The 11,840-nt window shown below is 63.5% G+C and carries 12 protein-coding genes; 4 read left to right on the top strand and 8 right to left on the bottom strand.

Going from position 1 to position 11,840, the window contains the following annotated elements; genetic code table 11:
* Nucleotides 1-286: 286 nt before the first annotated feature.
* Nucleotides 287-1,156 (bottom strand): LysR substrate-binding domain-containing protein, encoded by an 870-nt coding sequence (locus Q0030_RS06805; protein WP_298364404.1) that lies wholly within the window; start codon nucleotides 1,154-1,156, stop codon nucleotides 287-289.
* A gap of 94 nt (nucleotides 1,157-1,250) precedes the next feature.
* On the opposite strand from Q0030_RS06805, the gene Q0030_RS06810 reads away from it, so the two are divergent.
* From Q0030_RS06810 to Q0030_RS06825, 4 genes are all read left to right on the top strand, one after another.
* The gene (locus Q0030_RS06810; RefSeq protein ID WP_298364407.1) at nucleotides 1,251-2,153 is read left to right on the top strand and encodes a DMT family transporter; all 903 of its coding nucleotides are present in this window, start codon (nucleotides 1,251-1,253) and stop codon (nucleotides 2,151-2,153) included.
* 84 nt (nucleotides 2,154-2,237) lie between these two features.
* The gene (locus Q0030_RS06815) at nucleotides 2,238-2,918 is read left to right on the top strand and encodes a site-2 protease family protein (protein ID WP_298364411.1); all 681 of its coding nucleotides are present in this window, start codon (nucleotides 2,238-2,240) and stop codon (nucleotides 2,916-2,918) included.
* A 102-nt stretch (nucleotides 2,919-3,020) separates the two neighbouring features.
* Nucleotides 3,021-3,428 (top strand): hypothetical protein, encoded by a 408-nt coding sequence (locus tag Q0030_RS06820; RefSeq protein WP_298364611.1) that lies wholly within the window; start codon nucleotides 3,021-3,023, stop codon nucleotides 3,426-3,428.
* Nucleotides 3,429-3,727: 299 nt separating this feature from the next.
* Nucleotides 3,728-4,963 (top strand): ABC transporter substrate-binding protein, encoded by a 1,236-nt coding sequence (locus Q0030_RS06825; protein ID WP_298364420.1) that lies wholly within the window; start codon nucleotides 3,728-3,730, stop codon nucleotides 4,961-4,963.
* A gap of 115 nt (nucleotides 4,964-5,078) precedes the next feature.
* On the opposite strand, the gene Q0030_RS06830 is transcribed toward Q0030_RS06825, so the two are convergent.
* The 7 genes from Q0030_RS06830 to Q0030_RS06860 all read right to left on the bottom strand — a co-directional run bounded on the left by Q0030_RS06830 (nucleotide 5,079) and on the right by Q0030_RS06860 (nucleotide 11,758).
* Nucleotides 5,079-5,873 carry a TonB family protein gene (locus Q0030_RS06830; RefSeq protein ID WP_298364424.1) on the bottom strand — a complete coding sequence of 265 codons (795 nt, stop codon included), beginning with the start codon at nucleotides 5,871-5,873 and terminating at the stop codon, nucleotides 5,079-5,081.
* A gap of 12 nt (nucleotides 5,874-5,885) precedes the next feature.
* Nucleotides 5,886-6,350 (bottom strand): TonB system transport protein ExbD, encoded by a 465-nt coding sequence (gene exbD / locus Q0030_RS06835; protein ID WP_298364427.1) that lies wholly within the window; start codon nucleotides 6,348-6,350, stop codon nucleotides 5,886-5,888.
* 3 nt (nucleotides 6,351-6,353) lie between these two features.
* Complete coding sequence (exbB, locus tag Q0030_RS06840) at nucleotides 6,354-7,424, bottom strand: tonB-system energizer ExbB (RefSeq protein ID WP_298364430.1); 1,071 nt, start codon at nucleotides 7,422-7,424, stop codon at nucleotides 6,354-6,356.
* A gap of 3 nt (nucleotides 7,425-7,427) precedes the next feature.
* Nucleotides 7,428-8,117 carry a Fe2+-dependent dioxygenase gene (locus tag Q0030_RS06845; RefSeq protein ID WP_298364432.1) on the bottom strand — a complete coding sequence of 230 codons (690 nt, stop codon included), beginning with the start codon at nucleotides 8,115-8,117 and terminating at the stop codon, nucleotides 7,428-7,430.
* A gap of 20 nt (nucleotides 8,118-8,137) precedes the next feature.
* On the bottom strand, nucleotides 8,138-10,702 hold the full coding sequence (locus Q0030_RS06850; RefSeq protein WP_298364434.1) for a TonB-dependent receptor: 2,565 nt from the start codon (nucleotides 10,700-10,702) through the stop codon (nucleotides 8,138-8,140).
* Between the two features lie 227 nt (nucleotides 10,703-10,929).
* On the bottom strand, nucleotides 10,930-11,169 hold the full coding sequence (locus tag Q0030_RS06855) for a hypothetical protein (RefSeq protein ID WP_298364436.1): 240 nt from the start codon (nucleotides 11,167-11,169) through the stop codon (nucleotides 10,930-10,932).
* Nucleotides 11,170-11,296: 127 nt separating this feature from the next.
* Nucleotides 11,297-11,758: a MarR family transcriptional regulator gene (locus tag Q0030_RS06860; RefSeq protein WP_298364438.1), complete on the bottom strand. Its 462-nt coding sequence runs from the start codon at nucleotides 11,756-11,758 to the stop codon at nucleotides 11,297-11,299.
* Nucleotides 11,759-11,840: the final 82 nt, after the last annotated feature.

Genomic DNA, 11,840 nt, shown 5'->3' on the forward strand with positions numbered 1-11,840 from the left:
CTTCCGAGTTCATAGCCGACTTTGCATTCTTCGCGGGAAGCAATTTGGCCGCGTACGGTCTAATACAACGCTAACGAGAATATGGAAGATCGTAGCTTCCACTAAAACTGTTGGGCGAACGGCCGCAATTGAGGCAATTCTTTCTGACCGGATTGACTCTTCGGCGACGGCGGCGGCGATCCAAGTCGCGACCACCGCGCGGCTGTGGTCCGGATTGCTGCCAAACCTGAGATTGCACGTTCTCAACCGGCGCGGTGTTCGACATCTCCGGCGAGCGGGCGACGTGCTAACCCCCTCGCCTCGCCGGCTGCCGAAGCGCGGTGACGAGATGATCTGCGAGCAATGACGCCGCCCGCGCGAGGTTCGGCGCGCGGTGCAGGCGAATCTCTGCCCGCGGCAACCGCGGCATGCCGTCGCGCGTGGTCAGGCGGCGCAGCGTCGGCGGAAAGGTACCCGACTTGACCACGGTTACGGCAAGACCCTGCGCCGCGATCGCCTCGACCGCGGACAGGCTGTGGCTGACAAAGGCGAGCCGCCACGGCCGGCTCGCCTGGTCCAGTGCCTGCATCGCCCAGCTTCGGAACAGGCAGCCCTGCGGATAGAGCGCAACCGGCAGCGGGTCGAGCTCCTCGACCCGATGCGTGGCGCTCGCAGCCCACACCGCCTGCTCAGTGCGCAGCAACTCGCCCTCACCCCGCCCCTCGGGATGCATCGCGATCACGAGGTCAAAGGCTTCGCCGAGCCGGTCCGTCATCGACGATGTCAGCCCGGTCTCCATCTCGACATGGATCAGCGGATAGTTGGCGATGAACTCCTTGAGCAGCGGCGGGACGAGCAGCGTCCCGTAATCGTCCATCACGCCAAGGCGTACCCGCCCGCCGGTGCCATGCTCACGCACGCGGCCGACCGCCTCCGCATTGAGGCTCAGAATGCGGCGGGCGTAACCGATTAGCCCCTCGCCGGCCGCGCTCAGGTCGACACTGGACGTGCTGCGGTGAAACAGCTCGGCCTGCAGCCGCTCTTCCAGCCGCTTCACCTGCATGCTGACGGCGGATTGGGTCCGGTTCAGCGCCGCAGCGGCGCGGGTGAAGGAGCGATGATCCGCCACCGCGACAAAGGCTTGCAACAGATCCGGGTCCAGGACTGGCGCGCTCATCACAATCCGTGATTTGGTTGATCAACTTTATTCCATTCATTGATTATCGGCCGTTCCCTAGATTGCGCAAGCAAAACAGAGGGATCGAAGCGGGATGGGTGAGATCTGGGGGGTGTTGGCCGCGGTGGCGTCGAGTGCGCTCGGCGGAACCTCGATCGGGGCGACGCGGTTTCTGGTCGGCGCCATCGATCCGCTGGCGATCGGCGCGTTCCGCTTCGGCATCGGCGTCCTGCTGTTGCTGCCGCTGGCGCTGCTGCAGCGTGGAAGCTGGCCGCCGCGACGCGACTGGCCTGGCGTCGCCGGCCTCGGCCTGCTGTTCTTTGCGGCGTTTCCAATCCTGTTCAATGCTTCGCTGATCTTCACCACCGCAGCGCGCGGTGCGCTCGCGCTATCGACGCTGCCGTTGCTGACCATGCTGGTTGCCGCTGCGCTCGGCGCCGAGCCGCTCACCGCGCGAAAGACCACAGGCGTGCTGGTCACGATCCTCGGCGTCTCGATGGCGCTGCTCTCCGGCCTCGCCACGGCCCCGCCCGGCGCCTGGCGCGGAGATCTGTTGATGGTCGCAGCCGCACTGTGCATGGCGCTCTACAGCACCTGGTCGAAGCCCTATATCCGCCGCTCCGGCCCGATCCCCTTCACCACGCTCGCCATGGCGGCCGGTGCCGTGGTCCTCATTGTTGCCTCGCTACTGCGCGGCAGTTTCGCGCCGGTTGCCGGGTTCGGTGCGCCGCAATGGTTCGGCGCGACCTATCTCGGCGCGTTCGGTGCAGCACTCACCTTCTATCTCTGGGCCTTCGCGCTGGAGCGGACGACGCCGACCCGGGTGGCCGTATCAGTCACCGTCAATCCGATCGCCGCCTCGCTGGTCGGCGCGGCCCTGCTCGGCGAGCCGCTGAGCTGGAATCTGATGGCCGGCATCGTCACCGTGTTTGCCGGCATCTGGATCGCGACGACCCAGCCGCAACAGGCACGCGCGGTCGCGCCGGATACACACTGACCCACGACCACGCGCCCGCAAGGCCGTCCGCGAATCCGTGCTAGCCTGAGGGTCCGGTCCAAACGAACCCGAGGCGGCACGCCATTGAACATTTCCCTCTACGACGTCTCCGTCTGGGTGCTGCCGCTGGTGATCGCCATCACGTTTCACGAAGCGGCGCACGGCTTCGTCGCGCACCGGCTCGGCGACGACACCGCCTGGAAGCTCGGCCGCGTCAGCTTCAATCCGCTGAAGCATATCGATCCGTTCGGCACGCTCATCCTGCCCGCGATGCTGCTGTTCGCGCATTCGCCGTTCCTGTTCGGCTACGCCAAGCCGGTGCCGGTGAACTTCCGCAACCTCAACCATCCCAAGCTCGACATGGTGTGGGTGGCGCTGGCCGGCCCGGTCACCAACATCATCCTGGCAACCGCAGCGGCGCTGGCATTCCACGCGCTGCCATTGGTTCCCGCAGATGCGGCAAAATGGACCGCGGATAATCTGAAAAACGCCTTCCTGATCAACATCGTGCTCGCGATCTTCAACATGATGCCGATTCCGCCGCTGGATGGCGGCCGGGTCGCGGTCGGGCTGCTGCCGCGGCCGCTGGCGATCCCGCTCGCCCGGCTGGAGCCCTACGGCATGCTGATCCTGATCGGGCTATTGATCCTGCTGCCCGTGATCGGCAAGCAGATCGGCCTAAATCTTGATGTTATTTCAACGATACTGCGAACTCTGACCGGCTATGTAATCAACGCCCTTCTCCTTATTACCGGAAACACATAGCCTTGATTTGCGGATGACCCGATCGGAACATCGGAACCCAATCTTCCTACTCACGCGCAGGAACGGGAACGCTTCGAGGCCATGGTGATCAAAGCTGCCGATATGCTGATTGCACGACGCGCCGACACCCGCGCGCGCGCCGACTTTGCAACCTGGAAGATGATGGCCAAGCTGAACGGCGCCTCCGCCCTGCCGCCCGAGGCGCAGAATTTCCTCGCCATCCACAAGAAGCTGCTGGACCAGATGAGCGACGGCGAGGCCAGCGAGGCGACGATCCAGGAGATGTATCGCACCTACTATGCGGAGATGGGCGGCGCCGGCAAAGCGCCCGAGGTTCCGGCACGCTCGCGCGAACCGGCCGCCGACACTGGCAACGTCACCGCGTTCCGCCGCCTGCCCGCCAAGAAGGCGGCCGCCGCTGCCCCGAACGCCAAGCGTCCGATGCCGGTGGCGCTGATCTTCGCCTGCCTCGTCGTGGTCTACGTCGCGATCCGCTACTACTGGAAATAGAGCGGTCCGCGCTGCAAGCCATCCCTCGCTTTCATCATCTGCGCACGGACGCTGCGGCGTCCAGTCGCGCGTCACCGGAGCATGATCCGGAAAAGTGTGTATCGGTTTTCCGAAAGGATCATGCTCAAAACAAAAAGATGGAGCGGGATGATGATTCGAAGAAAAGTCATCCCGCTCGGGCCGCTCAATCGCCGCAGCGTGGAATATCGCGCGCGATCGATCGCGCCTGTGCCCTAGGCGATGCGCTCGATGCCGGGCATAATAAGGAACTCAAAAACAAAAATCATACTGGAGGAAAGATGAAGCGTTCCAATGCAGCCTCGGTCAAGACAGCCTTGGTGATGACCACGAGCCTCGTGTTTGCCGGCAGCGCATCGGCGCAGACGATGGACAAGGTCGCCAAGGTCGGCGCCCTCGGCGATCAGTCCGGTCTCTATCAGGACATCGGCGGTCCCGGCTCGACGGTGGCGGCGCAGATGGCGATCGAGGATTCCGGGCTGCTGGCGAAGGGCTGGAAGATCGACCTGATCTCGGCCGATCACCAGAACAAGCCCGACGTCGCGGTCAACATCGGCAAGCAGTGGATCGATGTCGAGAAGGTCGACGTGTTCGTCGATCTCGCCGCCTCCAATGTCGGGCTCGCGATCGCCAACCTCGCCAAGGACAAGAACGTTGTCAACCTCAACTCGGGCTCCGCCTCGTCCGACCTCACGGGCGCGCAGTGCTCACCGAACACGGTGCACTGGGTCTACGACACCTACATGCTCGCCAACGGCACCGGCAAGGCGCTGGTGAAATCCGGCGGCGACAGCTGGTTCTTCCTCACCGCGGACTATGCGTTCGGCCAGGCACTCGAGCGCGACACCTCGGCGGTCGTCACTGCGAACGGCGGCAAGGTGCTCGGCAGCGTCAAGCACCCGCTCAACAACGCAGACTTCTCGTCCTTCCTGCTGCAGGCGCAAAGCTCGAAAGCCAAGATCGTCGGTCTTGCCAATGCCGGCGGCGACACCACCAACGCAATCAAGCAGGCCGCCGAATTCGGTATCGTCTCGGGCGGCCAGAGGCTTGCGGGCATGCTGCTGTTCATTACCGACATCAACGCGCTCGGCCTCAACGTCGCGCAAGGCCTGAACTTCACCGAGACATTCTACTGGGACATGAACGATCAGACCCGCGCCTTCACCAAGCGTTTCATGGAGCGCTTCAAGAAGAACCCGCCGACCATGGTGCAGGCCGGCGTCTATTCCTCGCTGATCCATTACTTCAAGGCATTGGAAGCGCTCGGCGGCAATCCGCATGACGGCCGCGCCGTCGTCGCCAAGATGAAGGAGCTGCCGACCGACGATCCGCTGTTCGGCAAGGGGTCGATCCGGGTCGACGGCCGCAAGATCCACCCCGCCTATCTGTTCGAGGTGAAGAAGCCGTCGGAGTCGAAATATCCGTGGGACTATTACAAGCTGGTGGCGACCATCCCCGCGGACGAAGCCTTCCTGCCGCTCGAGAAGAGCGCCTGCCCGCTGGTGAAGAAGAGCTGAGACGCCGTCATTCCGGGCCTCGCGATACGAGCGCCCGGAGTTCATCGATCCGCCGAGCATGCGGCACAATGGATTCCGGGCTCGCGAACTTTGTCGCGCCCCGGAATGACAACGGCTACTTCTTCGGCTTGTTGAAAGTAACGGGAAGGGTGAAGGAGAATTGGTCCTCGGTCAGTCCAGCCGGCGGCGCAGGCACCGGATCGGAACGGTGGACCATCGAGACCGCGGCGTCGTCGAACGCGGCATCTCCCGACGTTTCCATCACCGCAACGGACAAGACCTTGCCGAGACGATTGAGCACCAGGGCAAGCTTCACCTTGCCCTCCTTGGCCTTGACGTTCTCCGGGAACTTCTTGTGCAGGTCGAGATAGGCGCTGATCTTCTTGCCCCATTTGGCCGTCAGCGCGAGCTTGTCCTTGCCGATCCCGGGATTGGGCGCCTTCGTCGTCTCCGACTGACGCGCGTCCTCCAGCTTGGTTGGCGCAGCCGCTTCTGAAGCCTGCTGCGCTTCCTGGGCGTTGGTCTCGACCTTGGCGACCTTGACCTCGTCCTCCTTCTGCTTCTTGGCGGTGTCCTCCGTCACGATGCGATCGGGGTCGTCGGCCTCCATCGGCTTGGCCTGAGGCAGGTCGGTGTCCTTCACCTCTGCCTTCTGCTGCGCCATCTCCTGCACGGCCTGCTGCTCGTCAGCCGGCGCGCCGGGCGGTGCCGCATCATCGGGCACATCCGGAGAGGCAAGCTCGACGGCGTATTCCGCGCCGGCGGCACCAAGCCCCTCGTCGCCGTCATCGCCGCGCAAATTCGTCAGCGCCAGCGCCGCGCCGCCCAGATGCAGCCCGACCGCCGTCACCGCGGCGATCACCCAGAGCCGCTTCGACGTCCGCAGGTCAAAATCGGGGTCGGTGGTCATCGCTGTTCGCCGTCAGGGTTTGGCCGGCTCGGCCTGCGCCGGTGCGGACGCTCCCGGAACACCCTCGAGCGCAACCAGTTTGACATGCGTGTAGCCGCCGGAGCGCAAGAGCTCCATCACGCCCATCAGCTCGCCATAGGGCACCATGCGATCGGCCCGCAGGAACACGTACTTGTCCCTGCTCATGTCGGGCACCGCATCGAGCGAATTGACCAGGTCGGCGCGCTTCACCGCGTTTTCCCCGATCGCCAGCGTCAGGTCCGGCTTGATGCTGACATAGGTCGGCTTGTCCGGCTTCTTCTGTGGCGTTGCGCTGGAGGTCGGCAGATCGATCGGCAGGTCGACGGTCGAGAGCGGCGCCGCCACCATGAAGATGATCAGCAGCACCAGCATCACGTCGATGAACGGCGTGACGTTGATCTCGTGGGATTCCTCGAAATCGTCATCGCCATCGTTCTCGGAGATCGAGACTGCCATCGCCTACTCCGCCGCCGCGGCGCGCGGATGCGCGGTGTGCGGAACGTCGCCATGGGTGCGATCGAGGTCGCGCGACAGGAGTCGTCCCGCAGCGCCCGAGGCGCGGTTGACGAGCTCGAGATAGACCTTCGTGACGCGCGAAAAATGGTTGTAGATGATGACTGCCGGGATCGCCGCGACGAGGCCGATCGCGGTTGCGAGTAGCGCTTCCGCGATGCCCGGCGCCACCACGGCAAGGTTCGTCGTCTGCGACTTCGAAATGCCGATGAAGCTGTTCATGATGCCCCAGACCGTGCCGAACAGGCCGACGAAGGGTGACGTCGCGCCGATGGTCGCGAGCAGTCCCGTGCCGACGCGGATCTTGCGGGCCTCGGCGCGCACGATTTCGGCAAAGCTCGATGCCGCGCGCTCCTTGATGCCGGCGTCGCTCGAGATGCCCGCCGACAGTCGTCCCTCGCGCATCGCAGCCGCAATGAACGACGACAGCACGCTGCCCTTGGCGCCGAGTGCGAACTGCGCTTCCGCCAGCGACCGCGATTCAGCGATCTTGGCGAGCGCGCTGCGCAGCTTGCTCTGCGCCACGGTCAGCTCGACCATCTTGGCGATGAACACCGTCCAGGTGACGAGCGACGCGAAAGCGAGACCGAGCATCACCGCCTTCACGATGATGTCGGCGTTCAGGAACATGTTCCACGGCGACAATTCGTGCAGACCGGTGCTGGTCGACTTCAGCACCTTGCCGTCGCCGTTCGCGGGCGCGGCCGGCGAAGCATCGAGCGCCGTCGGTGCCGGAGCCGCCGCGGTAGGTGCCGGCGCGGCCTGAGCCTGAGTTGGCGGGACTTGGGCTTGCGGCGCCGCGGGCGCCGGCTGGGCCACCGGCGCGGTCTGGGCAGCTGCCGCTGGCTGGGCCTGCGCAGCCGGCGGTTGGGCCACGGGCGCGGACTGGGCCCGGGTTACGGGCGCGGGCTGCGCGGCAGGCGCCGTTTGCTGCTGCGCCGAAGACGGCGCGGCCAGCATCAGCATCGCCAGCGAGGCGATCATGGCGGATGCAGCGGGGAACTTGAATGTCATCATCAGTTACACTTCAGCCCAGTGACGGATCAGGTTGTGATAAATCCCGGTCAATTTGACCGTTTCAGGGTCATCGCGGCCCAGCCGCTCCACCAGAGCCTGGATCGCAGTATCGAGATCAAAGATCAGGCTGCGCGCGTGGGCATCCCGTACCATGCTCTGCAGCCAGAAAAAAGACGCTACCCGGGTCCCCCGCGTGATCGGCGTGACCAGATGCAAGCTGGACGCAGGATAAACGACGAGATCGCCTGCCGGCAGCTTGATTTCATGGGATCCGTAAAGGTCCTCGATGACGAGCTCGCCGCCATCGTACTCTTCCGGCTCCGATAAAAACAGCGTGACCGACAGGTCGGTGCGGATCCGCAAGCCCGTCAGTCTGTCGCCTCGCACCGCATTATCGACATGCAGGCCGAAATGGTGCCCGTCGCTTGCGGCATAGCGGTTGAACAGGGGTGGAAAGATTCTAAGCGGGATCGCCGCCGAGATGAACCGGGGGCTTGCCGACAGCGCCGACAGGATCCGGTTGCCGAGCTGCCGCGCGACCTCGCTGTCGGGCGGCAGCTGCTCGTTGCGCTTGACCATCGCGGACGCAGCACCCGCGGTCGAGCGGCCGTCCTCCCAATCGCCGGCATCGATGATGCGGCGAAAGTCCGCCACATCAACCTTGCTCAATACGTTGGGAATACAGACCAGCATCTTGTGCCGCGAAGCCTCCGTCAGTAACGCGCAGACACAACCAGATACGCAGCGCGTCCCGGCGCTTCGAGCACGAACGGTGCTGCGCTCTGGTACAGCGCGTCGTAGTAGCGCTTGTCGAAGATGTTGTTGACGAACAGCTTCATGGTCCAGTGCTTGTCGATCTTGGCCTCGGCAAAGGCGTCGAAGCGCCAATAGCTCGGGATCGACGTGCCCTGGTTTGCCGCGAGGAAGGTGCCGCCGTACATCTTGGAGCGATACACCGCTTGCCCGCCGATCTCCCACATGTCGGTCAGCTGATATTTCGAGAGCATGCTGAACGACTGATGCGCCACGTTGGCGAGCGGCAAGCCAACGTTCGAAGTGTACAGAATCGTGTTAGCTGGCGGAATATTCGATTTGGTCACCTCCGACTGCATTAACACGAGGCCGCCGAACACGCTCCACTTGTCGGTGATCTTGCCGCCCACTCCGAGATCGATGCCGCGGATGCGATAGGCCGCGCCGGCGCTGATGCAGGAGATAGTTCCGGTCGTACCAGCCGGATAGGGACATGCGGCCGTTGCAGTCGCCGCGGTGACGTTCATGGATTCGCGCGCGTTCTCCTTCTCAGTCTGGAACAGCGCCGCCGTAACCAGCAAATGACGATCGAACAACTCCCACTTGGTGCCGACTTCAATCGCCTTGTTTTTCTCCGGCCCGAAGATCTGGTTTGGATTGCCGTTGAGAACCGGCGCGATGCCACCATACTGAATGCTCGTGCCGTCGAACTCCGCGCCGACGGGATTGGATGACGTGGCATAGGCGGCATAGACGCTCCCGTTCGGCAACGGCTTGAGCGTCACGCCGAGGTTGAAGTTCGGCATGCCGTAGTCTTGCTGTTGCTGACCGAAGACGTTCGCGACACCATTGACCGTACCATAGCCGCTGGTCTTGATGGTGTAGTCGTCATAGCGGACGCCACCATTGAGGATGACGAAGTCGTTGTAGTTGGCGGAATCCATGACGTATCCGCTCACGGTGTCGATCCCAATCTTGGTCGGCCTGCCGCTGAGGCCCGGGCTGCCCGTAAACGGGATGTTCGTGTATTGCGGGTTGAAGACGCTGATGCCGGAGAGCGAGCCGCTCCCCGTGAAAGACGATGTGCCGGTCGTTATCTCGGAGGCCAGGCCGGTGTAGCTGTCGATCGAAGACCGCTCGTTGTCGTATTCGATGCCGGCCGTCGTCGTGTGCTTGAACCCGAGACCGTCGACCGACTTGTAGGTCGCCTCGGTCTGGTTGGCGAACACGTCGGTGACCTGGTAGCGGCTTTGCGGATTGGCCGTGAGCGTATAGCTCGTGAACGGAGCGCCTGCGGCCAGCGTCGGCGATTCCGGCAGCGTGCCAATGTAGTTCTGGGTCGAACGCGATTCCCGGATCTTGTTGCTGATCGTCAGGTCCGGCGTGATCTGCACCTCGGCATTGATCGTGCCGATGTCCTGCCCGGTCCGAAAGAAGTCGCGATTGACGAAGCCGTAGAAATTATTGCGGTTGACGCCGAAGTCCGGGAACGGGCCGCCTGCCGTGCTCGCGGTGCTCGGCCGGTAGTAAGGCACGCCGAAATCCGGGATACCGGTGAGTTCGGTGTGGATGTAGTTGCCGCTGATCTTTACCGCATCGACCGGCTTCCACGTTCCGGCCACGAACGCGCCGTCGCGATTGTCGGTGACATAGCTGCGGCCGGCGACGCCGGCATCCTGGAACAGACCGCCGGCGCGGATCGCCAGCGTCGGGCTGATCACCTGATTGACATCGAGCGTCACCCGCTTGGTGCGATCGGTGCCGAACGAAGTGTCCATATTGTAGAAGCTGTTCTCCGTTGTCGCCTGCTTGGTGACGATGTTGATCGCGCCGCCGGTGGTGCCGCGGCCTGCAAAGGACGAGCCGGGGCCGCGCAGGATCTCGACCTGCTCGGTGAAGAAGTTCTCGCGGACGCTGACACCGGCGTCGCGCACGCCGTCGATGAAGATATCGTTGCGCGCGTCGAAGCCGCGGATGAAGAAGCGGTCGCCGAACGCATTGCCGCCCTCACCCGTACCGAGCGTGACGCCGGCCGTCGACAGGATCGCCGATTTCAGCGAGGTAGCGTTCTTGTCTTCGAGCACGTCCTTGGTCAGCACCGTGACCGACTTCGGCGTGTTCAGGATCGGCTCGGGATACTTGCCGGATGCCTGCAAGCGGTCGCCCTTGTACGGCGCGGCCGGATCGGCGTAGCGGTCGCGGTCAGCGGGAAGACCGCCGGCGTTGGGAAACGGCACCGGCGCCTGCTGGGCCTGTTGGTTGCTGCGGCGCGCGGCGCGGCGCAGCGCGTTGCGGGCGCGGACCTGGTCCGATGTGGGCTTTGACGTGACGGGCCGCGGGCGCGCGACCGGCGCATCCACATTCACCGGCGGCAGGTTGGATTGCTGCGCTTCGGCCCCCGAGAACGACGCCACCGCGATCAAGCTCGCGACCGCGGAGACCTTCGTGGAGGAATAACTGGTATCATCAATCGAACGGATCGCCGCATCGAAGCGCAGCGATCTCGGCGCTCTCACATTGCTCATTTCTTGCACGCCCCCAGAAAACCAAATCCGTTCGCGAAATCACGGTGCGACGAACTGTCTCTTTCGGTTATCGAGCGCGACTTTTTTTATCAATGCGACGAGCGCCACAGTCCGCTTGAATCGCCCCAATTCAAAGCGATTCTAATCTGTGGTTTGAAATCGTTCTAATCTGTAGTTTTTAAGCGTTCTAATAGTCGTTATGAACTAATGCCAAGGCGCCTCTCCAATCATTCGGCGCTTGGTGGCTTCATCAGCGAGAACAGCTCGTCGATGGTCCGCTGCGCGACCTGCCGGACGCGGTCGCTGTTCTCGAGGCCGGCGATATTGACGCCGTTGACGACCGCTTTGATCTCCTCGCGGAAGTCAGTGAGAAAGCGCAGCGGGTCACGCTGCTCGTTGGCGACGCGCGCGATCAACCCGGTGACCAGGATCTGGCAAGCCATCATGCGCCCGTTCAACTCGTCCATCGCTGTCCTCATCCTCTCGCATCGTCGCTGCGCGATATGAACGACATCCGACGGCGTTTCAACCGCATCGCGCAAACCGCATCAGGTGGACGGATGGAGAGCAGGTCTGGACGCGACGAGGCGCGCGCTATTTCGCGGCGATGTGCTCGGCATCCTCACCGAGCGCCTTGATGCGATCCTTGACCTCGCGCAGCGTGGCCAGTCCGCTCTCGACATGTTTGTCCGATACGTCGCGGAGCACGTCGCTGGCGATCTCATCGCGCAGACTGTCGAGATCGTCGACGAGGCGGCGCCCGCTTTTGGTCAGGAACAGGCGATTTGCGCGGCGATCCCTGGGATCGGGACGGCGTTCGAGCAAGCCATGTTCGACGAGGCGGTCAAGCAGCCGCACCAGCGAGATCGGCTGCAACTCGAGCACGTCGGCGAGATCGACCTGGGACAGTCCCTCCTGCTCGCGCAGGCGGAACAGTACAATCCATTGTGCGCGTGTGGTGCCTCGCGCCTTGGCGCGATGATCGATATAGTTGCGCAACAGCCGGGAACTCTCGACGAGCTGCGCAATGAACTGGCGTTTGAGATCGCGCGACATGGGGGTCCTCGGAGCGTTTTCCGGACGGAATGTTTCTGCTCGTTTCCGGCCTAAACCTTTCCAAATGTTTAGGATTCTCAAG

It is taken from the genome of uncultured Bradyrhizobium sp., from assembly GCF_947648125.1.
GTDB lineage: Bacteria > Pseudomonadota > Alphaproteobacteria > Rhizobiales > Xanthobacteraceae > Bradyrhizobium.

Excerpts from the sequence above, each read along its gene's own strand:
- Q0030_RS06805 (WP_298364404.1), bottom strand. The coding sequence starts at position 1,156 with ATGAGCGCGCCAGTCCTGGACCCGGATCTGTTGCAAGCCTTTGTCGCG.
- Q0030_RS06810 (WP_298364407.1), top strand. The coding sequence starts at position 1,251 with ATGGGTGAGATCTGGGGGGTGTTGGCCGCGGTGGCGTCGAGTGCGCTC.
- Q0030_RS06820 (WP_298364611.1), top strand. The coding sequence starts at position 3,021 with ATGCTGATTGCACGACGCGCCGACACCCGCGCGCGCGCCGACTTTGCA.
- Q0030_RS06825 (WP_298364420.1), top strand. The coding sequence starts at position 3,728 with ATGAAGCGTTCCAATGCAGCCTCGGTCAAGACAGCCTTGGTGATGACC.
- Q0030_RS06830 (WP_298364424.1), bottom strand. The coding sequence starts at position 5,873 with ATGACCACCGACCCCGATTTTGACCTGCGGACGTCGAAGCGGCTCTGG.
- exbD (WP_298364427.1), bottom strand. The coding sequence starts at position 6,350 with ATGGCAGTCTCGATCTCCGAGAACGATGGCGATGACGATTTCGAGGAA.
- exbB (WP_298364430.1), bottom strand. The coding sequence starts at position 7,424 with ATGATGACATTCAAGTTCCCCGCTGCATCCGCCATGATCGCCTCGCTG.
- Q0030_RS06845 (WP_298364432.1), bottom strand. The coding sequence starts at position 8,117 with ATGCTGGTCTGTATTCCCAACGTATTGAGCAAGGTTGATGTGGCGGAC.
- Q0030_RS06850 (WP_298364434.1), bottom strand. The coding sequence starts at position 10,702 with ATGAGCAATGTGAGAGCGCCGAGATCGCTGCGCTTCGATGCGGCGATC.
- Q0030_RS06855 (WP_298364436.1), bottom strand. The coding sequence starts at position 11,169 with ATGGACGAGTTGAACGGGCGCATGATGGCTTGCCAGATCCTGGTCACC.
- Q0030_RS06860 (WP_298364438.1), bottom strand. The coding sequence starts at position 11,758 with ATGTCGCGCGATCTCAAACGCCAGTTCATTGCGCAGCTCGTCGAGAGT.